25 protein-coding genes, 1 pseudogene and 7 riboswitches are annotated in these 24,741 nt (G+C 61.4%); of the genes and pseudogenes, 16 read left to right on the forward strand and 10 right to left on the reverse strand.

Features of this window, described 5'->3' with window-relative positions; translation table 11 throughout:
- Nucleotides 1-198 precede the first annotated feature (198 nt).
- Nucleotides 199-284: riboswitch (Fluoride riboswitch) on the forward strand.
- A gap of 172 nt (nt 285-456) precedes the next feature.
- From AC3AP7_RS19160 to AC3AP7_RS19185, 6 genes are all read left to right on the forward strand, one after another.
- On the forward strand, nt 457-789 hold the full coding sequence (locus AC3AP7_RS19160) for a DUF190 domain-containing protein (protein ID WP_487364156.1): 333 nt from the start codon (nt 457-459) through the stop codon (nt 787-789).
- Nucleotides 786-1,322, forward strand: coding sequence for an inorganic diphosphatase (gene ppa, locus AC3AP7_RS19165; RefSeq protein ID WP_487364157.1), 537 nt, complete (start codon nt 786-788; stop codon nt 1,320-1,322). The genes AC3AP7_RS19160 and ppa (AC3AP7_RS19165) overlap by 4 nt, the downstream gene beginning before the upstream one ends.
- A gap of 79 nt (nt 1,323-1,401) precedes the next feature.
- Nucleotides 1,402-2,688 (forward strand): phosphopyruvate hydratase, encoded by a 1,287-nt coding sequence (gene eno / locus AC3AP7_RS19170; RefSeq protein WP_487364158.1) that lies wholly within the window; start codon nt 1,402-1,404, stop codon nt 2,686-2,688.
- Between the two features lie 53 nt (nt 2,689-2,741).
- On the forward strand, nt 2,742-4,031 hold the full coding sequence (gene eno, locus AC3AP7_RS19175; protein ID WP_487364159.1) for a phosphopyruvate hydratase: 1,290 nt from the start codon (nt 2,742-2,744) through the stop codon (nt 4,029-4,031).
- A gap of 67 nt (nt 4,032-4,098) precedes the next feature.
- Complete coding sequence (locus tag AC3AP7_RS19180) at nt 4,099-4,446, forward strand: hypothetical protein (RefSeq protein WP_487364160.1); 348 nt, start codon at nt 4,099-4,101, stop codon at nt 4,444-4,446.
- Between the two features lie 25 nt (nt 4,447-4,471).
- Nucleotides 4,472-5,662 carry an MFS transporter gene (locus AC3AP7_RS19185; RefSeq protein ID WP_487364161.1) on the forward strand — a complete coding sequence of 397 codons (1,191 nt, stop codon included), beginning with the start codon at nt 4,472-4,474 and terminating at the stop codon, nt 5,660-5,662.
- A 6-nt stretch (nt 5,663-5,668) separates the two neighbouring features.
- On the opposite strand, the gene AC3AP7_RS19190 is transcribed toward AC3AP7_RS19185, so the two are convergent.
- A complete protein-coding gene (locus AC3AP7_RS19190) occupies nt 5,669-6,964 on the reverse strand; it encodes a hypothetical protein (protein WP_487364162.1) in 1,296 nt (431 codons plus the stop codon).
- Between the two features lie 68 nt (nt 6,965-7,032).
- Nucleotides 7,033-7,095: riboswitch (Fluoride riboswitch) on the reverse strand.
- A 335-nt stretch (nt 7,096-7,430) separates the two neighbouring features.
- Between AC3AP7_RS19190 and AC3AP7_RS19195 the strand changes: the two genes are divergently transcribed.
- The gene (locus tag AC3AP7_RS19195) at nt 7,431-9,101 is read left to right on the forward strand and encodes a dynamin family protein (RefSeq protein WP_487364163.1); all 1,671 of its coding nucleotides are present in this window, start codon (nt 7,431-7,433) and stop codon (nt 9,099-9,101) included.
- Nucleotides 9,102-9,201: 100 nt separating this feature from the next.
- On the opposite strand, the gene cfa is transcribed toward AC3AP7_RS19195, so the two are convergent.
- The 4 genes and pseudogenes from cfa to AC3AP7_RS19215 all read right to left on the reverse strand — a co-directional run bounded on the left by cfa (nt 9,202) and on the right by AC3AP7_RS19215 (nt 13,809).
- On the reverse strand, nt 9,202-10,386 hold the full coding sequence (gene cfa, locus AC3AP7_RS19200) for a cyclopropane fatty acyl phospholipid synthase (RefSeq protein WP_487364164.1): 1,185 nt from the start codon (nt 10,384-10,386) through the stop codon (nt 9,202-9,204).
- Nucleotides 10,387-10,656: 270 nt separating this feature from the next.
- Nucleotides 10,657-11,049, reverse strand: coding sequence for a fluoride efflux transporter CrcB (gene crcB / locus AC3AP7_RS19205; protein ID WP_487364939.1), 393 nt, complete (start codon nt 11,047-11,049; stop codon nt 10,657-10,659).
- Between the two features lie 78 nt (nt 11,050-11,127).
- A riboswitch (Fluoride riboswitch) is annotated at nt 11,128-11,192 on the reverse strand.
- 550 nt (nt 11,193-11,742) lie between these two features.
- A pseudogene (locus tag AC3AP7_RS19210) lies at nt 11,743-12,216 on the reverse strand (RNA pyrophosphohydrolase); the annotation flags it as partial.
- A gap of 218 nt (nt 12,217-12,434) precedes the next feature.
- Nucleotides 12,435-12,501, reverse strand: a riboswitch (Fluoride riboswitch).
- Between the two features lie 639 nt (nt 12,502-13,140).
- Complete coding sequence (locus tag AC3AP7_RS19215) at nt 13,141-13,809, reverse strand: peroxiredoxin-like family protein (protein WP_487364165.1); 669 nt, start codon at nt 13,807-13,809, stop codon at nt 13,141-13,143.
- A 30-nt stretch (nt 13,810-13,839) separates the two neighbouring features.
- On the opposite strand from AC3AP7_RS19215, the gene AC3AP7_RS19220 reads away from it, so the two are divergent.
- A complete protein-coding gene (locus AC3AP7_RS19220) occupies nt 13,840-14,529 on the forward strand; it encodes a TetR/AcrR family transcriptional regulator (protein WP_487364166.1) in 690 nt (229 codons plus the stop codon).
- Nucleotides 14,530-14,673: 144 nt separating this feature from the next.
- Here AC3AP7_RS19220 and AC3AP7_RS19225 read toward each other — a convergent pair whose 3' ends face one another.
- The 4 genes from AC3AP7_RS19225 to AC3AP7_RS19240 are packed head-to-tail and all read right to left on the reverse strand — an operon-like array spanning nt 14,674 to nt 16,438.
- Nucleotides 14,674-15,003, reverse strand: coding sequence for a hypothetical protein (locus AC3AP7_RS19225; protein ID WP_487364167.1), 330 nt, complete (start codon nt 15,001-15,003; stop codon nt 14,674-14,676).
- On the reverse strand, nt 15,000-15,515 hold the full coding sequence (locus tag AC3AP7_RS19230) for a Mov34/MPN/PAD-1 family protein (RefSeq protein WP_487364168.1): 516 nt from the start codon (nt 15,513-15,515) through the stop codon (nt 15,000-15,002). Before AC3AP7_RS19230 ends, AC3AP7_RS19225 begins: the two co-directional genes overlap by 4 nt.
- Nucleotides 15,472-15,930: a DUF7665 family protein gene (locus AC3AP7_RS19235; protein WP_487364169.1), complete on the reverse strand. Its 459-nt coding sequence runs from the start codon at nt 15,928-15,930 to the stop codon at nt 15,472-15,474. Before AC3AP7_RS19235 ends, AC3AP7_RS19230 begins: the two co-directional genes overlap by 44 nt.
- 10 nt (nt 15,931-15,940) lie before the next feature.
- The gene (locus AC3AP7_RS19240; protein WP_487364170.1) at nt 15,941-16,438 is read right to left on the reverse strand and encodes a hypothetical protein; all 498 of its coding nucleotides are present in this window, start codon (nt 16,436-16,438) and stop codon (nt 15,941-15,943) included.
- 349 nt (nt 16,439-16,787) lie between these two features.
- Here AC3AP7_RS19240 and AC3AP7_RS19245 point away from each other — a divergent pair, with 349 nt between their 5' ends.
- A complete protein-coding gene (locus AC3AP7_RS19245) occupies nt 16,788-17,279 on the forward strand; it encodes a MutS-related protein (RefSeq protein ID WP_488324855.1) in 492 nt (163 codons plus the stop codon).
- Nucleotides 17,276-18,829 (forward strand): MutS-related protein, encoded by a 1,554-nt coding sequence (locus tag AC3AP7_RS19250; RefSeq protein ID WP_487364172.1) that lies wholly within the window; start codon nt 17,276-17,278, stop codon nt 18,827-18,829. Before AC3AP7_RS19245 ends, AC3AP7_RS19250 begins: the two co-directional genes overlap by 4 nt.
- 182 nt (nt 18,830-19,011) lie before the next feature.
- On the opposite strand, the gene AC3AP7_RS19255 is transcribed toward AC3AP7_RS19250, so the two are convergent.
- Complete coding sequence (locus AC3AP7_RS19255; protein ID WP_487364173.1) at nt 19,012-19,482, reverse strand: HAD family hydrolase; 471 nt, start codon at nt 19,480-19,482, stop codon at nt 19,012-19,014.
- A gap of 112 nt (nt 19,483-19,594) precedes the next feature.
- A riboswitch (Fluoride riboswitch) is annotated at nt 19,595-19,660 on the reverse strand.
- A 138-nt stretch (nt 19,661-19,798) separates the two neighbouring features.
- Nucleotides 19,799-19,866: riboswitch (Fluoride riboswitch) on the forward strand.
- 172 nt (nt 19,867-20,038) lie between these two features.
- Here AC3AP7_RS19255 and AC3AP7_RS19260 point away from each other — a divergent pair.
- The 6 genes from AC3AP7_RS19260 (at nt 20,039) to AC3AP7_RS19285 (ending at nt 24,741) form a co-directional block, all read left to right on the forward strand.
- Nucleotides 20,039-20,368, forward strand: coding sequence for a DUF190 domain-containing protein (locus tag AC3AP7_RS19260; RefSeq protein WP_487364174.1), 330 nt, complete (start codon nt 20,039-20,041; stop codon nt 20,366-20,368).
- The gene (gene ppa / locus AC3AP7_RS19265; protein ID WP_487364175.1) at nt 20,368-20,904 is read left to right on the forward strand and encodes an inorganic diphosphatase; all 537 of its coding nucleotides are present in this window, start codon (nt 20,368-20,370) and stop codon (nt 20,902-20,904) included. The genes AC3AP7_RS19260 and ppa (AC3AP7_RS19265) overlap by 1 nt, the downstream gene beginning before the upstream one ends.
- A gap of 88 nt (nt 20,905-20,992) precedes the next feature.
- Nucleotides 20,993-22,285: a phosphopyruvate hydratase gene (gene eno, locus AC3AP7_RS19270; protein ID WP_487364176.1), complete on the forward strand. Its 1,293-nt coding sequence runs from the start codon at nt 20,993-20,995 to the stop codon at nt 22,283-22,285.
- A gap of 118 nt (nt 22,286-22,403) precedes the next feature.
- Nucleotides 22,404-22,772 carry a DUF190 domain-containing protein gene (locus AC3AP7_RS19275; protein WP_487364177.1) on the forward strand — a complete coding sequence of 123 codons (369 nt, stop codon included), beginning with the start codon at nt 22,404-22,406 and terminating at the stop codon, nt 22,770-22,772.
- Between the two features lie 62 nt (nt 22,773-22,834).
- Nucleotides 22,835-22,905: riboswitch (Fluoride riboswitch) on the forward strand.
- 203 nt (nt 22,906-23,108) lie between these two features.
- Nucleotides 23,109-24,056, forward strand: coding sequence for a respiratory chain complex I subunit 1 family protein (locus tag AC3AP7_RS19280; protein ID WP_487364178.1), 948 nt, complete (start codon nt 23,109-23,111; stop codon nt 24,054-24,056).
- A 4-nt stretch (nt 24,057-24,060) separates the two neighbouring features.
- Entirely contained in the window at nt 24,061-24,741 is a 681-nt protein-coding gene (locus tag AC3AP7_RS19285; RefSeq protein ID WP_487364179.1) for a hydrogenase, read from the forward strand.

Raw genomic sequence — 24,741 nt, forward strand, 5'->3', positions numbered from 1 at the left:
TTCGGGCGGGCATCATCGGTCGGTGGAGCCGACGGGTCGCACGGAATGCCGCCCCCGGGAGCGCCCGCTGTCACGATGGAAAAACCGCTCAAGCTGCGCAATCGGTTTTCCGTTCGGCTGGACGGCGCGCACACAGGTGCAACTGCCGCGGCAATCCGTTTGCGCGGGTGGTGGCGAGCGTAAATCCCGCGTGCTACACTGCGCGCAGGAGATGGCATTCCTCCTTCAACCGCCGGTTCGATCAGTTTCGATCCGTTCATCCGGCTAATGATGCCTACGGGTTCCTGGGTCAGGAGGTCGTGGGCATTGCCAAGGCGTCCTGCTGCCCGGATTTGTCAATCTGCAAATCTGGCTCTCCATGCAATCTATCCTTGTTCTGCTGGCGGTCGCGCGTGGCGCGCCGGCCTGTCGTCGTGTCGCGATGGCGAAGCCGGTCGCGGCCGCGAGGAGGCTTCCATGAAGGGAAGCCAACTGTCCGTTTATGCGGCGAATCAGAGTCATCGCATCAAGCACATGTCGGTGGTCGACTGGATGCTCGACGAATCGAAGCGGGCCGGGATTCTGGGTGCCACCGTTGTCGAAGTGGCCGAGGGGATCGACGCGCAGGGCAGGTACCATGCGGCACGCTTCTTCGAGCTGGACGACCAGCCGGTGTGCGTCACCGTGACCGCCGCCGACCCGCAGATCGACGCGCTGCTCGCGCAACTGCGCGGCGGCGGTATCCACCTGTTCTACACGCGCGGACCCATCGAGTACGACACGCTTGGCTCCGACGGGGACCCGCGATGAACTTCAACGACATCCCCGCCGGCGGGAACGTTCCGCTCGACGTCAACGCGATCATCGAAATCCCGGCGCAAAGCGTGCCGGTGAAATACGAGGCCGACAAACAATACGGACTGCTCAGGGTTGACCGGATCATGGGCGCCGGCATGCGCTATCCGCAGAATTACGGCTTCATTCCGCGTACGCTGGCGCGCGATGGCGATCCGCTCGACATCATCGTGATTGCGCCGTTCGCGCTCGAACCGCTCGCGCTCGTCCCGTGCCGCCCGGTCGGCCTGCTGAACATGACCGACCAGGCGGGACCCGACGAGAAGGTGATCGCCGTACCGGTCGACAGCGTGTGCGCGGACACGCGCGCGATCCGGGAACTGTCCGATGTCGCCGCGCATACGCTGGACCAGATCCAGTTCTTCTTCGAGCACTACAAGAAGCTGGAGCCGGGGAAGTGGGTCCGCTTCGAGGGCTGGGCCGACATCGATGCCGCGCACGAGGCGATCCGGCGAGCCAGCGCCGCCTTCGCCGCAGCACACGCCTGACGGGCCGGCCACAACGGCCGCATATGCCTGGGCGTTTCGCGTTTCCGAGGCCGCGCCCGGGTCCAGCAAAGGAGCGATGATGAGCACATCTGCAGTGATCGAGCACCTGGTGGGAGACGAAATTCTGGACTCCAGGGGCAACCCGACGGTGGCGGTGACCGTGACGTTGTCGAACGGCGTCATCGCGACCGCCACGGTTCCGTCGGGCGCGTCGACCGGCGAGTTCGAGGCCGTGGAGTTGCGCGACCACGATGCGCGACGCTTTGGCGGGAAGGGGGTGCTCGAGGCGGTCGGACATGTCGACAAGGAAATCGCATGGGTGCTGAACGGGATGCGAATCGACGATCAGCGGGCCATCGACGACAGGCTGATCGAGGTGGATGGCACGGAGTTCAAGAGCCGGCTCGGCGCCAACGCGATCCTGGGCGCGTCGCTTGCGTGCGCGAAGGCGGGGGCGCTGGAAAGCGGGTTGCCGCTATTCCGCTATCTGGGCGGCAGCAACGCGCACCTGCTCCCGGTCCCGATGTTCAACGTGCTCAATGGCGGCAAACACGGACACGATGGGCCGGACATCCAGGAGTTCAAGCTTGTGCCCCTGGGGGCTCCGACGTTTCGCGAAGCGCTGCGCTACGGCGCCGAAACGTATCATGCGCTGGGTACCGTGCTGGCGGAAGCGGGCGCGTCGACCAACGTGGGGGACGAAGGCGGCTACGTGCCGCACCTGTCGTCGAACGCGGCGGCCATGGACGTCATCATGCTGGCCATCGAGCGGGCCGGATACCATCCCGGCGAAGACATCGCGATCGGGCTCGATCCTGCTGCGACTTCGTTCTACGAAGGCGGCCGGTATCACCTGAGCCGCGATGGCCTCACGCTCACCTCGCACGAACTGGGCGCTTACTGGACCGACTGGCTCGACCGCTATCCGCTGGTATCGCTGGAGGATCCGCTCGCGGATACCGACTGGTCGGGCTTCGCGGCGTTGACCGGAGCGCTCGGCAAGCGCGTGCAGATCGTCGGCGATGACCTGTTCGTGACGAACCGCCGGTTTGTGCAGCGTGGCATCGACGAGGGGTGCTGCAATAGCGTTCTGATCAAGCTGAACCAGATCGGCACGGTGACCGAAACGCTCGACACGGCCCGACTTGCGCTGTCCGCCGGCTATACGTGCCTGGTTTCCCACCGCTCCGGCGAGACCGAAGACAGCAGCATCGCCGATCTGGCCGTCGCGCTCGGCTGCGGCCAGATCAAGTCTGGGGCGCCGGCGCGCGGCGAGCGGGTCGCGAAGTACAACCGGCTGCTAGCCATCGAGCGAATGCTGGGAACCGACGCGCGCTATGCGGGACGCGCGGCGTTCCGTCAGTGACGCCGCACAGGCGTAACGCGGCCTGGCATGGCCTGAATACTGGAACAGCAAAGATGACATCGGTGTCGATCGCACACGTGACAGGCGAGGAAGTGCTTGACTCGCGCGGCAATCCCACGGTTCGGGTGACGGTGACCCTCGATGACGGGTCGTCTGCAAGCGCATCCGTGCCTTCTGGCGCATCGACCGGCCAATTCGAGGCCGTCGAGCTGCGCGACGGCGATGCACGCCGGTATGGTGGAAAAGGGGTACTGCAGGCGGTGGCACATGTCAACGAACTGATTGCGCCTGCGCTAGCCGGCGTGGCGGCCGACGACCAGTGGCGGATCGACGCAATACTGATCGAGCTGGACGATACGGAGTACAAAAGCCATCTTGGTGCGAACGCGACGTTGGGCGTGTCGATTGCTTGTGCCCGTGTCGCGGCCCAGGTGTGCCGTCTGCCGCTCTTCCGCTATCTGGGCGGGGATGGCGCGAACGTACTGCCGGTGCCCATGCTCAACGTGCTGAATGGCGGACGCCACGGGGACGGCGGTCCCGATCTGCAGGAATTCATGATCGTTCCGGTTGGAGCACCGACTTTCCGCGAAGCGCTGCGTCAGGGCACAGAGACCTATCATGCCTTGCGGACGCTTCTGATCGAACGGCGACTGTGCGTGAACGTCGGCGACGAGGGCGGTTATGTGCCGGCGTTGCCCTCGAACGAGGCCGCACTGGAATTGCTGGTGCGTGCAATAGAGTTTGCGGGCTACCGGCCGGGCGAAGACATCGCATTGGCGATCGATTTTGCTGCTTCGAGCCTGTGGCGCGACGGTCAGTACTGTCTGGAGAGCGAACGCAGGACGCTACCGACAGATACGATGATCGCGCTGTGTCGCTCGTGGGCGGAGCAATATCCGCTGGTTTCCTACGAAGACCCGCTCGTTGATAGCGACTGGGATGGCTATGCAAGGCTGACACGCGAGCTAGGGTGTCGTGTGCAGATAACCGGGGACGATCTGTTCGCCAGCAATCGCGCATTCCTGGTACGTGGAGTCGCGCAGCAATGCTGCAATGCAGTGGTCATCAAGCCCAACCAGGTCGGAACCATCACCGAAACCCTCAACACTGCCCGAATGGCGCTAGCTGCAGGATACGGGTGTACGGTGGCACCCCGATCGGGGGAGACGGAAGATACCAGCATCGCCGATATGGCCGTCGCGCTGAACTGCGGCCAGATCAAGGCAGGAGCGCCAGCGCGCGGTGAGCGTGTGGCGAAATACAACCGTTTGCTGACGATCGAGCGGATGCTGGGTGAGCGGGCCCGATACGCAGGTTCGGCGGCGTTCCGTCGGTACAGGTGAGTTTCGCCACGGCGGAACAGATAACGGCAAGGCGAATACCTGCGCGCGACATGGACGGAGGGATGGCATGGGACCCGACCGGAAACGAAGCGGGACGGGGCAACTCATACTCGCGGCTTACGCACTGATCGGTACTGAGGTGCTGTCATGGGTGCTCTCGCTGATCCTCAATGCGCTGCACCTTGACGTATCTCCATTGTGGTTCGTCCTGTTCGGTGCACTGACGATGCCGATGATCATGTCCTGGCTGGCGCAGGATTCAGCGCGTGCCTATGCGATGGCCGTATCCCGGCGATTCCTTGGCTTCGAGGGTGAGCCACCGCGCATCGTGTCGGTTTCGAGTGAATGTCCGAAGCGCTGGCTGGTTTTGCTGTATATCCGCATGCATCCGGAACTGCTACGGAAAAAGACGTGAATCGACCTCGGGGAGGGACTCAATCGTGAGGATCCTTTCTGGCTACCTCGCCGCGCGCCAGGCAATGCGCTTCGTTTTGCTGGTCGGTGTACTCAGTTTTTTCGCCGATTTTACCTACGAGGGTGCACGGAGTGTCCTTGGGCCATGGCTTGGACTGATGGGGGCCTCGGCGACCGTCATCGGCGTCGTTGTGGGATTCGGAGAACTGCTCGGCTACGGGCTACGTGTCGTTTCCGGGCGACTCGCGGATACGACGCGTCGCTTCTGGCCGATCACGATCTTCGGGTATGTCGTCCAGATGACGGCCGTTCCGTTGCTTGCCCTCGTGCATAGCTGGCATAGCGCCGCGTGCCTTATCGTATGCGAGCGCATCGGCAAGGCGATCCGAAATCCGCCGAGGGACGTCATGCTCGCTGGCGCCGGAAAGTCGATCGGCGGGTATGGCTGGGCTTTCGGCATTCATGAGGCACTCGACCAACTTGGAGCGATGGTCGGCCCACTCGTCGTTGCCGGGGTGATCGCAATCCGTGGAAACTATCGCCTTGCTTTTGCCGTACTCGCGATCCCGGCCATCATCAACCTGGGTCTCGTCGTGCTGGCGAGCGTGTCATTTCCCCAGCCGCAGGGCCTGGATACAACAGCAGACGAGCCGCTTTCCGCAGGCGGGTGGACACGCAGCTACTGGATGTATCTCGCGGGTGCCGGACTCGTCGCGGCAGGATTTGCCGATTATCCGTTGATTGCGTACCACTGGTCTCGTTACCACGTCGTCCCTGTCGACGCAGTACCGATGCTGTATGCGGGAGCGATGGCCGTCAGCGGCGGAGCTTCGCTTGTGCTTGGCCGGTTGTTCGACCGCTTCGGCTTTCGCGTGATTACGTTGCTGACCGTGGTATCCGCTGTGTTTGCCCCCTTGGTGTTTCTCAGTCACCGGATCGAGCTCGCGGCACTTGGCGCAGCACTATGGGGCATGGGAATGGGAGTCCACGAGTCGATTATTCCCGCGGCCGTCATCCCCATGGTCGGGAAAGCGCGCAGGGCGTCCGCGTTCGGGACGTTCACGGCCGTTTACGGTGCATGCTGGTTCGCTGGAAGTGCGGTGACCGGCTGGCTGTATGACCATTCGGTGGTGGCGGCCATGACGTTTTGCGTTGCAGCGCAGTGGTTGGCCGTCCCCGTGTTTATCTGGGTAGGAAGGCGTCAGCGTGTCAGCTAGCGCAGATCAGGCCTGTTTATCGGACGTGGCCTCGGGAGGCGTGTTATGGCCTCTCGTGTATGCCGCGCTGGTGCCGTGTGGACGAAGACTCCTGTGTAGCGCCTGTATGAAACTCGCTTCGGTCTGCGGACTGGATGCGTGGATGAGCGCCTCTGCAAGATGTTTCAGGCAAAGGTCTGCGGTTGTCGAACGGATAGCCTCGCGCGGCACGCGCGCAATCTTGCCAACGAGGGCGGCCAGTGCTTTGCGCGCAGCGATGTCTTCGGCGTGACAGCCGGGGCAGGGAGGGTTCTTCGGAATTTCGTTCGCGCGTACGTCTGACGCCTCCAGCCCGGGCGCGCCTGCATGCGTATCGAACCAGCGTATTTTGCTGCGCTTCCGGTGCTGGGGCGGCGTCGCGTTGGCCGATGCGCGTACCCGGCTCGCGGGAAGCACAGCGTGCAGATAATGCGAAAACGCAGCGTCCTGCAGGCGAGTATCCGGGTGAGCGATGCATAGCAGCAGATGTCTGCGACAGGTGGGTAAGGCAATCCAGCCGGGTTGTTCAAGCCTTACGTTGTCGGCCGCCGCATTCAGCCAACGGTCTCTGGCCGTTGCAGTTGCATTGCAAACCGGACAGGCTGGAATGGCCGTTCGTACCGGTTTGCTCACGGATTCGAGGGGATAAAGCAGGCGGCATACTGCGCGGTTGCGTGTGTCAGGATCTGCTGTCGCGGATGCGCGAAGTACCTCGGATGTCGCACGGGCCTTTGTTCGCAGCAGTCTTAGCAGGCGTCCGCGCAATGGCGGCTCGGTGCGATTGACCAGTGCGTGCAAATGGAAAAGACACAGGGCGGGGACATGACGGGCAGACTTCGCATGTCCGAGATTGCCGAGCACACGGGCAAGCACTTTCCCTTCGATTCTGTGAAAGTATCCACATGCGGGACATCGGGTACGCGCGCCAAACAGGATGTCCTGGATCAATTCGTCCTGCAGGCTGGTGCGTCCGAATAGCGTACGAAGCTGCTCTCGAGCCTCGAGAAGGCGCTTTTCGACGATCTCCGATGCATGACTGCCGAGTGACGTGACGAATTCACGATGGGTTTCGCAGAAGCCCATGCTTGTTGCAATACTTCCGACCTGGGCGCGTCGTGCACGGGTATCGCGCATGAGGCGGTCGAAATAGCGGGCGTCGACGTCTTCAACCTGCCGGCAAATCAAACAGTCCGGCGGGATGGAGTCGATCCGATGCCGGGTACTGGCACACGCACGGGTTTCCAGGGCGGCAACGCATTCAGAGGGCGGGGGATTGGATTGCATTGGCGTCGGATTCGAAGGATTGATCGAACTGGACGCGGATGTCGGCGACACAGCCTACGCCCGTTCCAGGGTTCGTAGGCACCATCAGCCGTAGGGGCGGTTTGAGGAGGGATGCCATCTCCTGTACGTAGTCTATCGCCCCCGATCTCGTCGCACAACAAGTGCGTTCTGGTGCAACGGGTCGAGGGCAACGGCCGCCTGTGCACATTGCTGCGCTCATCGCGGAGCGATACACTGATTGGGCATGGCCCGAGACGGCATTGTCCTGTATTGCCCATTGGGGCTGACCAGACCCGCTGACCTGTGCTCAGCGGCTTCGACGCGAGCACAGTTGTTCCCTCGCCCGGACACGCAGGCCGTTCGGTGGCGCGAGCCGTCATGTGACCGGGCCAGCCGTATCGCCTGCATGTCGATGCGGGTGCATGTACGAATGCACCCGTCCCGTGGCGGTTGCCGAGGAGGGAAAGTGGACCTGCGGGAATACGAGAACGCGAAGTTTCATCTCGCCGGCATACTGCGCCCGCTCCTTGATGAAACAAAATCGTTGCCGGACAAGACCGGCGATCAGATCCGGGCGTGCTTTGTCGGTCTGGCGGAAGATCGCTTCAATCTGGCGGTCGTGGGCCGCTTCGGACGCGGAAAGAGTTCGCTGATGAATGCGATCATCGGAACGGAGCGGCTGCCGACCGGGATATTGCCGCTGACATCCGTCATCACGACAGTGATGTATGGCAGTAGCGAGAAGGTGATTCTTCGGTATGACGGGCGGCACCTGCCAACGGAAATCGCCGTTGATGAACTGCCCGACTACATCACGCAACAGAAGAATCCGGGTAATGTCCGAAACGTCCGGACAGCCGAAGTGCATCTACCGGCAGAAATCCTGCGACGGGGATTTCACTTCATTGATACGCCGGGCCTGGGGTCGGCGGTTGAGGCAAACACGCGCACGACGGAATCGTTTCTCCCGGAAGCCGATGCATTGGTAATCGTCACAAGCTACGATAGTCCGTTGTCGGAGGAAGAGTTTGCCATTCTGCAGATGGCTGCGCGGTATGGTCGACGGGTCTTCATGGTGCTCAACAAGCAGGACACCGTGACGGAGGCGCAACGGAGAGAGGGGCTGCAGTATGTGAATGAGCAACTGCTCCGTGTTCTTGGGCCGCATGCCGGTTCTGCATTTTCCGTGTCGGCGCGTGATGGGCTTGCCGCGAAGCTGGGTGACAACCCACACGAATTGGAGTCGAGCGGCTTAAGCTATCTCGAGGATGAGCTGCTACGTTTTCTGGTCAACGAAAAGCTTCGTGCGTTCCTGGCGAGCTTCTGCGAACGGATTCTGGATCTCACGCGCCTGCATCCCGAGTCCACGGCATTTTCTTCCGCGGCGTCGGAGATCCAGCAGTTCAAGAGCAGGCTTGCGCCGGAAGGGGGACACGCCGGTCGTACGCCATTATCGAAGGGAGCGAATACGGCGACCGGGACCGGCTCACTGGATGGGCTCGCGCCGTGTGAGATCTGCGAGCGTATTCAGTCGGTCAGCTTCGATTTCCTGTGCCGATATCAATACGAGTTAAGTGTCAGCGCCGAGGCACAGATCCGCCACGCAAAGGCACGCGGGTTGTGTGTTACGCATGCACGCCAGCTCGCGGCATTATCTGTGCCGAGAGGTGTCGCGGTCGGATACCCCACGCTTCTGGATCAGCTATCGGAAACGCTCAGGCGTTCCGCCTCGGGCGCGCGTTTCGGAGCAACGCTTGTTCACCGCGACGTGCTTCCCTGTCGCGCCGACTGCGCGTTGTGCGTACTGTGCGAACAGACCCTGGCCGGCGTCGTTACGGAGATTGCCAGCCGGTTGCATGAGGATCCCCAGCATGCCGTCGACCTGCTATCGGGAATCTGCATGCTGCATCTGCCCGCTCTGGTCGCTGCGCTGTCCGACCCGGCTCTGGTCGAACGGGTATTGACGAGAGAGTCGACAATCCTGCTGCGTCTGGCAGAGGATCTGCGGCGCTATGCCACGAAGCATGATGCGATCCGCAGGCAACTCGCCAGTCATGAAGAGAACGAGGCGGTTGACCGGTCGTTGAAAATGATCGCGGGTCTGGACAACGTGCATGTCCATGAAGGTGGCGATTGACGCTTGCGGATCGATCACGCAAATGCCGGGCGCTCGTTCTGCCCGGATCACGTTGCAGGTCATTTCGTCGAGCGAGTTATAACGCCGTACGGGACGGCGCTCATCGGAGGCCGAGCGAGTGCGGTGCCGGGCGCTGGTATCCGCCTGGAACGCCATTCTTTGAGAAGACCCATTGCCATAACTGTGCCTCCCTCGCGCGAAACAGGCCCGCGCAGGAAAGGAGATAGTAGCGCCACATCCGATAGAATCGCGCGCCTAGTCGGGTTTCGAATCTGGGCCATGCAGCTTCGAAGTTCTGGTGCCACGCCATCAGTGTCCGATCATAATCGGCACCGAAATTGTGCAGATCCTCCGTGATGAAAAGGCTGTCAGCGGCTTCGCCGATCTGGTCGAGGCTGGGTAGTTCCCCGTTGGGGAAGATGTAGCGGTCGATCCAGGGATCGGGCGCCGCCTGACGACGATTCTTCCCGATTGTATGCAGCAGGAACAGGCCATCGTCGGAAAGGCATCGATGCGCGACTTCCATGTAGGTGCGGTAATTTTTCATACCTACGTGCTCGAACATACCAACGCTGGCGATCCGGTCAAAGCGCTCGTCAAGCGTGCGATAGTCCTGAAGGCGGAACTCGAGCGGCAACCCCCGGTAACGCTGCGTTGCCCACTGTACCTGCTCCCGTGAGATCGTCACGCCAACGCATTTCACGCCGTAGTATTCGGCGGCAAAGCCCATCAGGCTGCCCCAGCCGCACCCTATGTCGAGAAGACGCATGCCTGGGCGAAGTTGCAGTTTCCGGCAGATCAGATCCAGTTTGTCTTCCTGGGCGCTATCAAGCGTCTGTGCGCCGTTTGACCAGAAGGCGCAGGTATAGGTCATGCGACGATCCAGCATTCCGGCATAGAAGTCGTTGCCTATGTCGTAGTGCCGCTCTCCCACCTGCCAGGCGCGTCTTGCCGATTGCCTGTTCGTCAGTCTTGCGCGCAGCGCATGAAGAATCAGGGTACCAGGTCGCACCTCATTTTCGAGTCGAGCACGCATGATCCGGGAGAAGAACTGATCGAGGTGATCACATTCCCAGCGTCCATCGACATACGCTTCTCCAAGCCCAAGGCTGCCTCGCGCCAATACGTGCTGTGGGACCCGCCGATCTTTCAGGTGAATGTCCCACGGCCGGGTTCCGCCTATCATCACGTCGGCGCGAGCAAGTAATTCCTCGGCAAACCTGTAAGCGGCCTTGTGGTACCTGATGGATTTCTCTGTCTGGTCCGTGGCATCTGTCGTTGGCATTCGCTGCTCCGTGTTTCGTCGTCGTGCTCTACAGGATTCAGGCTCCGGCAAATATCCACGGGAAATGGCTACGCCGGGGATGGGGCATGCCTTGTGGTACGAGGCAACGCCATAACGGTTCGTGCGCGCGATTTCGCCGGATAGTGCCCGTCAGGTGGATCGATTGAAGCCGAAGTACCCACGCTGGATGAGCGTGTGGGAGGTGGTGATGTGGTAGAACCGTTGCGGTAGTCGAACCGGTGCCGGGCGATCGCGCGCCGCTACTCCGCCTCAGGCGAACGCCATTCGCGCGACGGTGTTGACCGTCGCGATTCCGAGAATGGTCATGATCACCGAAGCGGACACGTGAATGAGAATTTCACCCGCAGCCCAGCCGAACCGCCCCTGCTGCAGGTCGGCGACCACTTCCGCGGAGAATGTCGAAAAAGTCGACAAACCACCCATGAGTCCCGTGATCACAAACAGACGCCATTCACCGGGAATCTCAGGCAGTCGCGAAAAGAATGCGACGGCAACGCCGATGATATAGCCGGCGATGATGTTGGCAGCGAGTGTGCCGAGGGGAAGATCGGGGAAAAGGCCGTTGAGACGAAGGCCGAGAACCCAGCGGAACAAGGACCCGAGTGCGCCCCCGATGGCAACCGCAAGAACCGATAGATACATACTGAATGCCCCGATAGCAAAAGACGGGATCGACAGAGTACGGGCTGTCATCTCGACAACCCTCACAAGGCCAATCAGTTTTTTGTAGGCATCATCGGCTCGGATCGAGCGGTTAAAGGGGGAATGCCATCCCCGGACGAGATTTTATCATCTGTCTTTTTGTCGTCAAGCAGTCGTCCACCGCTGCCTTGATGGATGAGTGCGCCGGGCTTCCCGGTGGCCTGATCATCTTCTTCCTCTCAGGGATGAGTCTGTAAATGAATGTCGTGTGATGGGCTGACAGGTGCAGGTGTTGACTTTGCACGATTACGCGTTGTGACTCGTCATTGAAATCCGCCCTTGTGGAAGCGAGAACACTACCTGCTATTTCAATCGGGCGACGCTGCACATCATCGCCGTATTACGTCCCGGAAGGGGTTCTCCCGATGCACCGGGGAGATGTCGGTGAACGCAAGGCCCCTGAGCTTGAAAAGGCGGGCGTATCGCAAGGAGCACGGATCATATCGGGGACGTCCTGCACCGACTCGCGCCAACCGGGACGAGACCGCCCCACCTTACTCGTCTGTCCGGGCGTGTGACCATGCGATGACGCCGTTCGAGAGTCGCGCCGCATAGCATCGTGACCGACACAGCGACGGCCTGCCGCAACTTCCAATACACCTCTCAGGCAGGGAAAATTCGAGGTTCGGGTCTCGGGCGCATCATAAAATGCGACAGTTCGGCTAGTGCCATCCGGCAAACGTCGCGCTTGAACTCGACAACATACTCCACCGACGCCCAGTAGTGCGTCCAGTTCCAGCCGTCAAACTCTGCATGATCCGTTGCATGCAGGCAGATGTCGCAGTCCTGACCGATCAGTCTCAGCAGGAACCAGATCTGCTTCTGTCCACGGAAGTGTCCCCTGTTGGCACGGCGGAGAAACTGCTCCGGAACGTCGTAGCGCAGCCAGTTCCGGGTCCGTCCCATTACCTGGACGTGCCGGGGACGTAGGCCTATTTCCTCGTGCAGTTCCCTGTACATGGCCTGAAGAGGGGTTTCCCCCCGATCGATACCACCCTGCGGAAATTGCCAATGGTGATCGCGAACACGTTGCCCCAGGAGAACCTCATTGCGGCTGTTGACGAGCACGATGCCGATGTTTGGACGATAACCTTCCCGGTCGACCATACGAATACCCGGATGCCTTGCAGTGGCCCGAAAACCCTGACGGAAAGGCGAGCACGAGCCGGGCAGTTTCGCCATTAAAACAACACCTGCCCGTGGTGCAGTCGTACAGGCGTCGTGACGCCTTGCGTTATCCGTCCGGCGGGGAACGGGCTTGAAGAACTCAAACCTTGGCTACGGGAAGGCTTTGGCACACGCGCCCGCTTTTTTCGCTGTAGCAAGGGCTGGTAGGCATCATCAGCGGCTTACGCCAGCGGTTAGCGGAGGCATGCCATCTCCGTGTATGCAGTGTAAATCAGGGGCCGGGGACTGGCAATCCGGTCGTGACCGTGCCCGTCCCGAAGCAGGAGAGGCCGACAAATTTCCTGTTATGTGCTTTCAGACGTCGCGATGGCTCGCAATTCCGCGTCTTATCCGGTCAGGCAGTCGCGAACCAATTTGCTATCCTTTATGTGGATCGATTTGATTGGCCGGCCGTGTGAATCTCAAACCGGCCTTGGACGCAGAAATTCTGACGCGCCCTGTCATACGGTACCCGACCCGCGGATGCCAGCGTGATTCCCCGTCAGTCTTTTACGCTACGCCGCCCTCAGGAAATGCCGGCGCCTATGGATGAATCGACGACCTGACATCGCGATTGACGCGGAAAGTCATATCGGTGGACACGATACTCTCAAGCGGCTTCGCGAAACTCAAAACGGATGGCTGGCCACTTACACCTCAACGATGAGTTCCGCGTCGCCGTCTCGTCCATCACCGCCGTGCGGTCGTTTAATACGCCATCTGCAACCCAATGCTTCACGTGCGGGTAAAGCCGGTACACCCGCACGCCGCCAATGGCAGGTTGTTGCGCCCGTGGCAGTCGAGAAATTGCCGGGGCTGCGTCTGGGTTCCGCTGCCGGCCATAGTAGTGCAGGTGTGGCAAGTCTAGGATCCGTCGGCCCGGAGATCGTCGAGGGCGGCAAGAATGTTGGCGACCTCGGTGCGGGCGGTGTAGTCGGGTTGGACGTCGATGAAGCGCACGGTTCGCCCCTGGTCGACGATCAGCACGGTAGGCCGGGGTAGATAAGTAGCCCCTTCGGCGTTGATCTGGGCCAGATCGAGGCCAAGCTGGCGTTGCGCGGAAAGGACGTCGTCAGCCTGCTGGAAGGCAATGCCGATGCTGCGAGCCACCCGGCTGCCCGGGTCCGACAGGACGGTGAAAGCCAGCCCGGCCTTCTCCGCCGTCGAGAGCGACTGGTCGGGGGATTGCGGGCTGATGGCGACCAGCCTGACACCGGATGCGTCGAGTTCGGCGAGCAGTTCCCGCTGGTAGGTACGCAAAGCAATGTTGCAATAAGGGCACCAGCCACCGCGGTAGAACACGATGACCGCAGGTCCTGCCTCGACGATCTGGTCGAGGCTGACCGGGTGGCCAGCGGCGTCGTCAAGGGTGAAGGTGGCCAGATGGTCGCCGACCTTGATCGCCGCGGCCGGGACGCCCTCAGCGAGAAAAGCCTCGACGCTGCGGTCGAATACCTTGCGGACTTCGGCTGGCAGGCGTGTCGCGGCCGTTGCTTTGATCTGATCGGATTGTTCACGGATGGTAGCAGGCATGGGTTTTCCAGATTCGGGGAGGCGTGCGTAGTGGACTGGATAGTCCACTGTATTGAAGCAGGCAGCTACTGGACTGTCAAGTCCAGTGGTTGGCATAATGAGCACATGGGAGCACAACCGACCACCGAGCGGGGACGTCAGACCCGCATGCGCATTGTGAACGCCGCTGCCCAGGTCGTGGCCGAGAAGGGAGCATTGGCTGCGAGCCTGGACGACGTCGGGGCCCGCGCCATGGCTTCGCGTAGCCAGCTGTACCATTACTTCGACGATAAGGTCGACTTGCTGCGCGCGGTGGCCGAGGCGACCAACGATGCGGTGCTCGGCGCCCAGGCTGACCTTTTTGCGGCCCTCGATACCTGGGACGGACTGGTGTCGTGGGCTCATGCCATCGTTGGCATTCAGGAACAAGGGGGGGGGCCAAGAGGCTGTCCCATCGCAAATCTCCTCGGCCAACTCGGCGAACGAGACGACGGAATCCGTGCCGTCCTCGCAGACGGCTTTGATCGATGGGAAGCACACATCCGGTCAGGCCTCGCTGCGATGGTCGCCTCGGGTGAACTTCGGGCCGGGGCCGATCCGGCATGGTTGGCCACCTCTACTCTTGCCAGTCTCCAGGGCGGGCTCATCCTCGCCCAGGCGCGCCGGAATCCCCGGCCACTTCGCGAAGCGTTAGATGGCGCGCTCGCTCTCATCGCTACCTACCGCACGCGAATTGACTGAAAGCAGGTTCACAACGGTCTACGGACATACGCTCGCCCCGGCCATGCAGCGCTTGAGCGCCGCGTTGTTCGACCTGGCGTACGGTTCCACGACCGATCAAGCCTTGAAACCCTTGCACGTGAGATGCCTACAAGGGGATAACTTTTATCCCGTTTGAGATTGGCATGCCTGCTTTGCTGCATCGTTCCGGTTGACGAGAGGAACGTGGCGGAACGACAAATATCGTGTGCAACGTTGTGGAGACGGACGTGCCGTGGCACCCAAAACCGGCGCAAGCCAATCCTGCCATCCCTTGTTTTCGGTGCAGTTTTTGTGGTCCAGAGTAAACGCCGTGCGCAGAGGTTTCTGGCCGAGATGGACGCGCAGCCGGTAGCGCGAGAACAGCGCCACGGCCTCCTCGGGCGAAGCGACCTCGCCCGAGTCCAAGGCCATCTTGGCCAGCCGGTGCATGGAATCGGCGTTGAAATCGGTCATTGAAAAACTCCAGCATCGGTAAGTCGCAGGAGGCGGCTGACATCGGAACCCGAGTGCGACAGCCACTGGTGGTTGCCTTGGTAGACGTACAGTCCGAGGTCGCGCGGGCGCGGGTTGCCCTTGGCGAACCGTGGCACGATGAGGGCGATGTGCCCCTTCAGGGCGACCATCGGATTCGCGCGGTCAGAACGGCTCTGGCCAGGGCCGAAGGGGTGCGTGTGCACGTCGGCCACGACAGTCATGCCTTGAGTGCGACAGACCTCCCAGAGCTTGGCGAAGCTGTCGGCCTTCAGGGACACGTAGTCGTTGCTGAATGCGTCGGGTTGCAGTTGCTCGTAGGGCACGAACTGCTTCACCACCCGGCCGGCGTCGGTCTTGTGCCCAAGGAGGAAGGCGCCGCTTTCGCGAACGCCGCCGCCTTGCGCGCGCAGGTGCGCCATCGCCTCCGCCCAGAGCGTGGCCGGCACCTCAAGCAGGGGCGCAGGCGTAGTCGCGGCTTTGAAGAAGGTCATGGACCACCTCCAGGTAGTGGCTGATGCCTTTGGCGGGCTTCCAGATGAGCTGCGGGTACTGGGCGAACCAGCAGTCGTGACCGACGATGCTTTCTCGGTCGCAGGGGATGTAGAGCGCATCCCCGAACTTCCAGTTGGGCTTGAAGGCCAGTTGCAGGCGCTCGCCGCCTTGGGGCCACCTGGCGAACGACAGCTTGCTGTTCGTCGACAGGTCCCAAAACGTGCCCGTGGGAGGCGTCGTCGGGAAGCCGCTGCAGTTCAGACGCAGCGTGTATTCGCGCTGGTCGCGGGCGATGACGTTGATGTAGACGAAGGGCCACTCCAGCTTCTTGAATTGCCAGCGGTTGCGGTCTTCGCCCGAGAGAAAGCGTGCCGACGCGAGGTCGGCACGCAGAGATTGCTCATCCGGTGCCATACCTCGCCCCTTAGCCGTTGATACGGTGCGCGGGCACCAGGTCGAAGGTCACCGCGCACTGCGGGCACTTGGTCAGCGTGCCGATGTGGACGTCGACGTCGGGCTGCTCGGTCGTGCCGGCAATCTGCAGGACGTGCTCGGCGATGTCGCCGGGCGCCATGCCCAGCTTTTCGCCGGCCCACAGGCGCACGCGGCCGACGGTGGTCGCCGGGCGGAACTTGTGGTGCACGACCTCGGTGCCGAAGCGGACCTGCACTTCCACTTGCTTGCAGCGGTGGAGGTGGATGCGCACGCCGTGCTCCTTCTTCAGATGCTTGACGTGGGTGTCGCGGCCGGGGGCGTCGTCGTCATCGTCCTCGACCGACAGAGTCAGGTCGGACGCGTCGGTGCCGGTCGGCAGCAGCGCCAGGACGGCGTGCTTCAGCTCGGCGACGGTGGCCTCGTCGTTGATCTCGACGAACTTGATGTCAGAGAAGAACTCCGACTGGATGTAAACACGGGTGGACATTTGTGCTTCCTTTTCCAGCTAGGTGAGCTGCGCGGGATGCGCTGCTCATGCTGGGTAAGTCGCAGGAAGCCCTGGAAATCGGAAGTGCGTGGACCAGCTCGACCTAGGCGGGGCAGTGCAGGAAATGCCTGCACTTCGGGCACTCCCAAGGATTCGGTTTGGCCTCAAAATTGCCAACCATCAGCGCTTGGGCAACCGACACGAGGAAAAAGTCGTCCGGTAGTCGGCCGTACGGGGAAACGGACTCCTCGGTGCCTGTGCTCAGCACGAAGATGCTGCCCTGGAAAGAGTACCGTGGGTATTCGTGGTGTCTGGGCCCAACAATGGCGGAAAGACGACTTTCGCAAGAATGTTCGGACAACTTCATTTCCTTGGTCGGCTCGGATGCCCCGTTCCGGGGAGAAACGCCCGTCTCTATCTCTACGATCGTCTATTCGCGCATTTCGAACGGGAAGAAAACACCCTGGATCTGCGCGGCAAGCTTCAGGACGATCTGATGCGGATGCACGCCATCCTGCAGGCCTGCACGTCCAATAGCATCATCCTGATGAACGAAATTTTCAGCTCGACGACGTTATCTGACGCGCTGTTTCTCTGCCGCAGGATCATCGACGAGATCATGGAGCGCGATGCACTGTGCGTTTGCGTGACGTTCATCGAAGAGCTTTCCCGGTTGGGGACGCAAACCGTGAGCATGGTGAGCGAGATCAATCCCCATAGTCCTTCGGTTCGCACCTTCCGGGTCCTCAGGCATCCCGCGGATGGACGTGCATACGCACTATCCGTTGCCGAGCAATACGGCCTCACGTATGAGCGTATCAGGGAGCGCCTCGCATCATGAAAGCCTATCTTCTTTATGACGCAAAGGATTTTCCGTGGAACCGCAGCGAATTCTGGAACGAACGGACGCTGAACGAGGACCTGGAGATCGACACGCTATACGAGGCGATGGCCGCGGGGGACAAGTATCTGTACGACACGGTGAAGACAGTGGTCCCGCTTGGCCTGAGTGATCCTGGCGACATACTTTATCGGCAGGCGGTTCTCGAGGATTGCATCGACCATGAGGCCGTCGTGAGGCACGTGTATGCGATCGCTGTGGAAGCGCTGGAGGTCGAAAGAAAAAGTTTCTACTGGAGTCTTACGGGTTCGCCAGGCAGCGTGTTGCATGGTGCGAGAGATATGGTTCAGAATTATTTAGGCATGCTTGGCAAATTGCGGAGCGTGGCCGACGACAGCATCGAACACTTTCAGTCGGCCGGCTTCACACGCTTTTACACAATGATCCGCGATGAACTGGACGATCACTATTTTGTCACTATCACGCGTTGTCTGAAGGAACTGAAGTTTAGCGACGGCGTGCTGATCAGCGCCAGGCCGGGATGCGGAAACAAGGGTGAACAGTACGTTCTGCGCAAGCCACACGAGAAGGATCCGAATTTCTTCAGGCGCCTGTTCGCAAAAGGGGCGCCTTCCCGGACATTCCATATCCCGGACAGGGACGAAAATGGGGCGCGGGCGCTAAGCGAACTCGAGGCCCGCGGCATCAATCATGTTGCTAATGCGCTGGCGCAGTCCGCCGACCATATCAAGAGCTTCTTTTTCATGCTTCGGGCGGAACTGGGCTTTTACATCGGATGCCTGAATATGCGCAATGAACTGCTGCGCCGGGGAATGCCGGTCTGCTTTCCCGTGCCTCGCGTAGCATGGGAGCGCAGGCATCGCTATCAGCAGCTCTACGATGTCAGCCTCGCCTTGCGGCTGGATCGGCCCCCGGTGGGCAACGATGCGGACGCAGATGCCAAAGAACTCATCGTGGTAACAGGCGCGAACCAGGGGGGGAAGTCGACTTTTCTGCGCAGTATCGGCCTTGCCCAGATTCTCCTCCAGGCTGGCATGTTCGTCGGCGCGGACGAATTCGAAGCGAATGTGGCAATGGCGATTTTTACGCATTACAAGCGCGAGGAGGACTCGACGATGCGAGGCGGCAAGTTCGACGAAGAACTGAAGCGGATGAGCGAGATCGTCGATCACCTGGTCGAGAATGGCCTTTTTCTATCGAACGAGTCGTTTGCGTCGACGAACGAACGGGAAGGTTCGCAGGTCGGCAGGCAAATCGTGGACGCGTTGCTCGATCACCGCGTCAAGGTCATTCTCGTGACGCACCTTTTCACGCTAGCGAACGGTTTGCACGAGGCGGGCGGACACGCGAAAACGTTCCTGCGTGCCGAAAGGCGCGACGACGGCGTGCGGACGTTCAGGCTCGTGGAAGCGGAGCCGCTGCAGACCAGTTTCGGGCTCGATTTGTACCGGGAGATCTTTCGCGAGGCGCCACGCGCCGACCATGAGACCGTAAAACAAGATGTGCTGTCCGGGGTCGGCGAGACCTGAGATCCGTGCGCGATTGCACCCCGCGATACGGCGGGATGTTTCGACACGCGGCCGCCCGGACCGTGGGTCCGCCTCACACCTGACGGGTTCGGCGAGAGCGGACATTGCGATGATCACGTCAAACGAGGCGGGAACGTCGTTGCCCGCGCCAATGCCGTTATAGTCGGTTGCGGTTTCTCCCGTTAGCTTCGCAGCGTTGCAACCAGTCGTTTGGGATGCTGCAGAAGTCCCAGCCCATCCACTGCATGACGCACGACGACATCGGCTGCCTTGAGGGCCTCGGTCGCTAGTCCTTCGGTGCCGAGCACCGCGATGCCCAGTGCTGCCTGGTCGAGCATCAACGCGTCGTTGCGTCCATTGCCGATCGCGGCGACCCGGTCGGGGCCCAGGCGCCGGATGTATTCCCCTTTTGCTCGTGCTTGCCCAGCTGCCGGCAGGCAGACGACGTCCACGGGGCAGTTGCGCAGATGATCGTGCACGTCGCCGTAGGTGTTACCTGTCACTACATGAACGTCGAGCCTGGTCGCGAGCACGGCGAGGCGTGACTCGACGCCATCGAGCAGGCGACCATCGACGGCGAGCGTTCCGTTGAAATCGAGGACGACATGCGCGAGGTTCAGGGTACGAAACCCCGGAATATCTATCACGATCATCCGTGTCTCCTTGTGCGCCACGCGGCAAATGGGCCAGCATGGCGGGCTGGCGACGGCACATGTCATCGGAGCAGGGGAAGCGAAATGCGCAACGGCGCAGCCCGATCTCCGGACGGCTGCAGGCGTCATCAGCCGGGGGAGCGGCAGTTGAAGGAGGAATGCCATCTCCAGAATGCTCGCTTTCACTGTAGGCAAATGACGAAAGCAGCGCAATCGGTTTTCGGGCGAATCCGATGAGATGTGCGCGTGCGCTCATGTGCTGCTTCCCGCTTCCCGCTTCCGCATGCAGTGGCGCGCGCAAATCCAGCGTGCTACACTGAAAACAGGAGATGGCATTCCTCCTTCAACCGCCGGTTCGATCCGGCTAATGATGCCTACGAGTTCCTGGGTCAGGAGGTCGTGGGCATTGCCAAAGCGTCCTGCTGCCCAGATTTGTCAATCTGCAAATCTGGATTTCCATGCGATTCATTCCTTATCCGCCGGCGTCGGTTCGCGACACGTCGGCTCGTCCGCGTTTTGTGACCGGAAGACCCGTAGCCGTGGCGCGGAGGCTGCCATGAAGGGGAGCCAGCTTACTGTTTACGCGGCGAACCACAGCCAGCGCGTCAGGCATATGTCGGTGGTCGACTGGATCCTTGACGAATCGAAGCGGGCCGGGATTCAGGGTGCGACGGTCGTCGAGATTGCCGAGGGGATCGACGCGAGAGGCAAGTACCACGCGGCGCGCTTCTTCGAACTGGACGACCAGCCAGTCTGCGTGACCGTCATTGCCGAGGATGCACGGATCGATGTGCTCCTCCAGCAGCTTCGCGGTGGCGGTATTCGTCTGTTCTACACACGAGGCGCCATCGAGTACGACACGTTAGGCGCTGAGGGAGGCACGTGATGAACTTCAACGACATTCCCGCCGGCGAGAACGCGCCGCTCGACGTCAACGCGATCATTGAAATTCCTGCCCAAAGCGAACCGGTGAAGTACGAGGCGGACAAAAAATATGGATTGCTAAGGGTTGACCGGATCATGGGGGCCGGGATGCGCTACCCGCAGAACTATGGCTTCATTCCGGGAACGCTTGCGCGCGACGGCGATCCGCTCGACATCATCGTGATCACGCCGTTTCCGCTGTCATCCCTCGCGCTGATTCAATGCCGCCCGGTCGGTTTGCTGAACATGACCGACCAGGCAGGGCCTGACGAGAAGGTGATTGCAGTGCCTGTCGATTGCGTGTGTGCCGAGACCCGCCATATCCGCGAATTGTCCGACGTCACGGCGCACACGCTGGACCAGATTCAGTTCTTCTTTGAAAACTACAAGAAGCTCGAGGCCGGGAAGTGGGTCCGGTTCGAGGGCTGGGCCAATACCGACGCGGCCCACGACGCGATCCGGCGCGCTAGCAATGCATTTTCCGAAGCGCATGTGTGAGACGGGCCCCCGCTGGCCGTCACTATTGCAACACGCCTGACCGTTTCGCGTTCCGGGCGCGACGGCCAGGTGCACCGGGAGAACGACGATGGGTACATCCGCATTGATTGAAAGCGTTGTTGGCGACGAGATTCTGGATTCCAGGGGCAACCCGACGGTGGCGGTGACCGTGACGTTGTCGAACGGCGTGGCCGCGACGGCAGCGGTCCCGTCGGGCGCGTCGACCGGGGAGTTCGAGGCCGTCGAATTGCGCGATCACGATCCGCACCGCTTCGGGGGAAAAGGGGTGCTGAAGGCAGTCGAACACGTCGACAAGGACATCGCGTGGGTGCTGAGCGGGATGCGCGTTGACGACCAGCGTGCGATCGACGAAAAGCTGATCGAAGCTGACGGCACCGAGTTCAAGAGCCGGCTCGGCGCCAATGCGATCCTGGGAGCATCACTCGCGTGCGCGAAGGCTGGGGCGCGGAATAGCGGACTTCCGCTGTTTCGCTATCTCGGTGGAAGCAACGTCCACGTGCTCCCCGTCCCGATGTTCAACGTGCTCAACGGCGGCAAGCACGGGCACGACGGGCCCGATATCCAGGAGTTCAAGCTCGTGCCGCTGGGTGCGCCCACGTTTCGCGAAGCGTTGCGCTATGGTGCCGAAACGTACCACGCGCTGGGCGCCGTCCTCGCGGAGGCCGGAGCGTCGACCAACGTGGGCGACGAGGGCGGCTACGTCCCTCGATTGCCGTCAAACGCCGCGGCGATGGAAGTCATCATGCGAGCGATCGAGCGGGCGGGCTACCGCCCCGGCGAGGACATCGCGATCGGGCTCGATCCGGCAGCGAGTTCTTTCTACGAAGGCGGCCGGTATCACCTGAGCCGCGACGGTCTCGCGCTTACCTCGCAGGAGATGATCGCTTACTGGAGCGATTGGCTCGACCGCTATCCGCTGGTGTCGCTGGAAGATCCGCTTGCCGACACGGACTGGTCGGGATTTGCCGCATTGACCGATGCACTGGGCAAGCGGGTGCAGGTCGTCGGCGATGACCTGTTCGTGACCAACCGCAGGTTTCTGCAGCGCGGTATCGACGAGGGCTGCTGCAACAGCATTCTGATCAAGCTGAACCAGATCGGGACAGTGACGGAAACGCTCGATACCGCCCAGCTTGCGCTGTCGGCCCGCTACACGTGCCTCGTTTCGCACCGTTCGGGCGAGACCGAAGACACCAGTATCGCGGATCTCGCGGTCGCGCTCGGGTGCGGACAGATCAAATCCGGCGCACCGGCACGCGGCGAGCGCGTGGCGAAATACAACCGGCTGCTGGCGATCGAGAGACTACTGGGCGAACGGGCCCGGTACGCCGGTTCGGCGGTGTTCCAGCGATACGGGTAACCCGCACGGCGCCTGCTCCGCGCATTCCTTTCATGGACTAGAATAGTTTTGCGGGCGGGGCGTCCGCGGAACGGTTACGTTTGTAGCCTTGTTCTGGTGTCGTTTGACGGAGGATGAAATGAACGGCTACCAGCTTACTTTTTACACCGGGCAGAATCGCCGCCAAGGCCATCAGACCGTCTGCGAATGGCTGCTGCACGAGGCAAAGCAACTGGGCATCCACGGTGCCACGGTGATCACGTGCGCAGAGGGGACGGGGCATGCGGGCGCACATCACGCGGCCCACATGCTCAGTCTCTCGGACCAGCCCGTCCAGATCATCCTCGCGGTGACGGATGAGGAGGCGGAGCGGATGCTCGATCTCGTGAGGTCCGGACACGTTCACGTGTTCTATACGCGCTCGCCGATTGAATTCGGACTCATTGGCGTGGATGAGCAGACTGAGCGGACGAAACATTTTCCGCTCTTTGGACGACGATCGCATTAGGAGGCATATTTCGCGGCTGCATGCGACCTTGCATGTATTGGCGCGTTTCCTATACTCGTAGTCAAATTTGTGGAGATGGCATTCTCCCTGAACCGCCGCGTGTTCTCCTGCGGCTGATGATGCCTACCAGTCCCCGGGCGCCGGGGCCGGTAGGTATTATTGGCCGGCTCGCCTTCACGAGCATCCCGGGCATTGTGTGCCTGAAAATGTGAATAACATGGGATGCAACGGCGAGTGGCCATGGCATAACTTCATCCGTCCTGTGCTTCGGTGCACCGCTGGTTGCGCCGTGCCGCGCGCGCCGGCGTTCGGGCGGGCGCGTGCCGGAGTCCGGCGATGACCGCGCGCGCCATCGTGCTGCAGATCGCGCAGGTGATGAGTGTTCTTGCGCTCGCCCCGCTGCTGCAGGGGGTGATCCTGCAATGGGAGGAGCGCGTTCAGCGCTGCCGGGGACCGGGCATCCTGCAACCCTATCGGGATTTGCGCAAGCTGTTTTGCAAGCAGCTTGTGGTGCCGCATTCGGCGTCGTGGATCTACTGGTGTGCACCGGTTGTCGCGTTCACCTGCATGATGACGGTGCCGATCCTGATCCCGGTTCTGACTGATTTTCCGCTGCCATTATCGGATATGGGCGACATCCTCGGCGGCGGTCTGATCCTGACGCTCGGGTCGTTTGCGATCATGCTCGCCGGGCTCGATTCGGGCAGCGCGTATGGCGGCATGGGTTCGAGCCGGTCCGTGATGCTCGGCATCCTTGCCGAGCCGACACTGATTCTCGTTCTGGTGGGCATTACACTGCTCGCCAAATCGATGCTGCCTTTCGTCGTCAACCATCTGCTGGTGCAGCAGCCGTCGCTCTACTGGAGTCCGGCACACCTGTTTCTCGTCTTCGCGTTCTTCGTGCTGCTGCTGGTCGAGACGGACCGCCTGCCGATCCATTCGAGTACGCACATCGAGATCTACATGATCGAGGAGGCACGGATACTCGAGTACTCGGGGCCGCTGCTCGCGCTATTGAAGTGGGCGTCGATGATGAAGCAGTTCATCCTCTACACGATTTTCTGCAACGTGCTGACGTTGCCATGGGGGCTTTCCCGGCACGGTACGGCACTCGGCGCGGCCGCCGCGGCCGCGGGCCTGCTCGCGCGGATGCTGGTCGTCGCACTCGTCGTCGTGCTGGTCGAAACGGGGCAGTCGCGGCTGCGATTCTTCCGTTACCAGGAGCCGCTTGCGGCGTCATTCATGCTCGCCGTGCTCGCGATCGCGGCCAACCAGCTCCGGTGAACCCATGCTGCTCGCTCATCTCAGTCCGCTCGCCGCATCGCTCTTCAGCCTTCTGGCGATCGGCAGCCTGCTGCTTGCGTTCGTGATGCTCGGCTCACGCTGGCTCAGGGACTATCTGATCGCCTTCACCGTCGAGTCATGGCTGATTGCCGCGCTGTCAGGCGCGGTCGGTTACTACGGGCACTATCACGAACTCTACCTGGTCGCGGCATTGACGGTTCTGTTTCGCGGCATGGTACTGCCGTACCTGATCTGGCGCATCATCGCGCGTCTTGCGGTCGAGCGCGAACTGCACGTGATCCTGCAGCCGGGTTCCAGTCTCGTGCTCGGTGCGCTACTCGTGCTGTTCGCGTTCGTCGTGTCGAACCGCCTCGGCGACGCACTGGGACTGGGCGGAACGGTAGTCGTGCTGGCGCTGACCGTGATGCTGTCGATGAAACTGATCGGCTTTCTGATGCTGGCGGTGCGCCAGGAGGCAATCAGCCAGGTACTCGGGCTGCTGATTCTCGAAAACGGCATCTTTCTCGGTTCGCAGATTCTCGTGCCGGGCATGCCGCTGCTGATCGAACTGGTGCTGCTGTTCGATCTGCTGGTGATCGTCGTGAGCTTCGGTGTCCTCGTGCGTTATCTGGTCGCGCACGTCGGCAGTACAAGCAGCCGTGAACTGCGGCGTCTCGTGGGGTGA

It is taken from the genome of Paraburkholderia sp. PAMB 6770 (assembly GCF_057748135.1).

Coding starts and splice junctions, on each gene's coding strand:
- AC3AP7_RS19160 (WP_487364156.1), top strand. CDS start 457: ATGAAGGGAAGCCAACTGTCCGTTTATGCGGCGAATCAGAGTCATCGC.
- ppa (WP_487364157.1), top strand. CDS start 786: ATGAACTTCAACGACATCCCCGCCGGCGGGAACGTTCCGCTCGACGTC.
- eno (WP_487364158.1), top strand. CDS start 1,402: ATGAGCACATCTGCAGTGATCGAGCACCTGGTGGGAGACGAAATTCTG.
- eno (WP_487364159.1), top strand. CDS start 2,742: ATGACATCGGTGTCGATCGCACACGTGACAGGCGAGGAAGTGCTTGAC.
- AC3AP7_RS19180 (WP_487364160.1), top strand. CDS start 4,099: ATGGGACCCGACCGGAAACGAAGCGGGACGGGGCAACTCATACTCGCG.
- AC3AP7_RS19190 (WP_487364162.1), bottom strand. CDS start 6,964: ATGCAATCCAATCCCCCGCCCTCTGAATGCGTTGCCGCCCTGGAAACC.
- cfa (WP_487364164.1), bottom strand. CDS start 10,386: ATGCCAACGACAGATGCCACGGACCAGACAGAGAAATCCATCAGGTAC.
- crcB (WP_487364939.1), bottom strand. CDS start 11,049: ATGTATCTATCGGTTCTTGCGGTTGCCATCGGGGGCGCACTCGGGTCC.
- AC3AP7_RS19215 (WP_487364165.1), bottom strand. CDS start 13,809: ATGCCTGCTACCATCCGTGAACAATCCGATCAGATCAAAGCAACGGCC.
- AC3AP7_RS19225 (WP_487364167.1), bottom strand. CDS start 15,003: ATGACCGATTTCAACGCCGATTCCATGCACCGGCTGGCCAAGATGGCC.
- AC3AP7_RS19230 (WP_487364168.1), bottom strand. CDS start 15,515: ATGACCTTCTTCAAAGCCGCGACTACGCCTGCGCCCCTGCTTGAGGTG.
- AC3AP7_RS19235 (WP_487364169.1), bottom strand. CDS start 15,930: ATGGCACCGGATGAGCAATCTCTGCGTGCCGACCTCGCGTCGGCACGC.
- AC3AP7_RS19240 (WP_487364170.1), bottom strand. CDS start 16,438: ATGTCCACCCGTGTTTACATCCAGTCGGAGTTCTTCTCTGACATCAAG.
- AC3AP7_RS19245 (WP_488324855.1), top strand. CDS start 16,788: ATGTTCGGACAACTTCATTTCCTTGGTCGGCTCGGATGCCCCGTTCCG.
- AC3AP7_RS19250 (WP_487364172.1), top strand. CDS start 17,276: ATGAAAGCCTATCTTCTTTATGACGCAAAGGATTTTCCGTGGAACCGC.
- AC3AP7_RS19255 (WP_487364173.1), bottom strand. CDS start 19,482: ATGATCGTGATAGATATTCCGGGGTTTCGTACCCTGAACCTCGCGCAT.
- AC3AP7_RS19260 (WP_487364174.1), top strand. CDS start 20,039: ATGAAGGGGAGCCAGCTTACTGTTTACGCGGCGAACCACAGCCAGCGC.
- ppa (WP_487364175.1), top strand. CDS start 20,368: ATGAACTTCAACGACATTCCCGCCGGCGAGAACGCGCCGCTCGACGTC.
- eno (WP_487364176.1), top strand. CDS start 20,993: ATGGGTACATCCGCATTGATTGAAAGCGTTGTTGGCGACGAGATTCTG.
- AC3AP7_RS19275 (WP_487364177.1), top strand. CDS start 22,404: ATGAACGGCTACCAGCTTACTTTTTACACCGGGCAGAATCGCCGCCAA.
- AC3AP7_RS19280 (WP_487364178.1), top strand. CDS start 23,109: ATGACCGCGCGCGCCATCGTGCTGCAGATCGCGCAGGTGATGAGTGTT.
- AC3AP7_RS19285 (WP_487364179.1), top strand. CDS start 24,061: ATGCTGCTCGCTCATCTCAGTCCGCTCGCCGCATCGCTCTTCAGCCTT.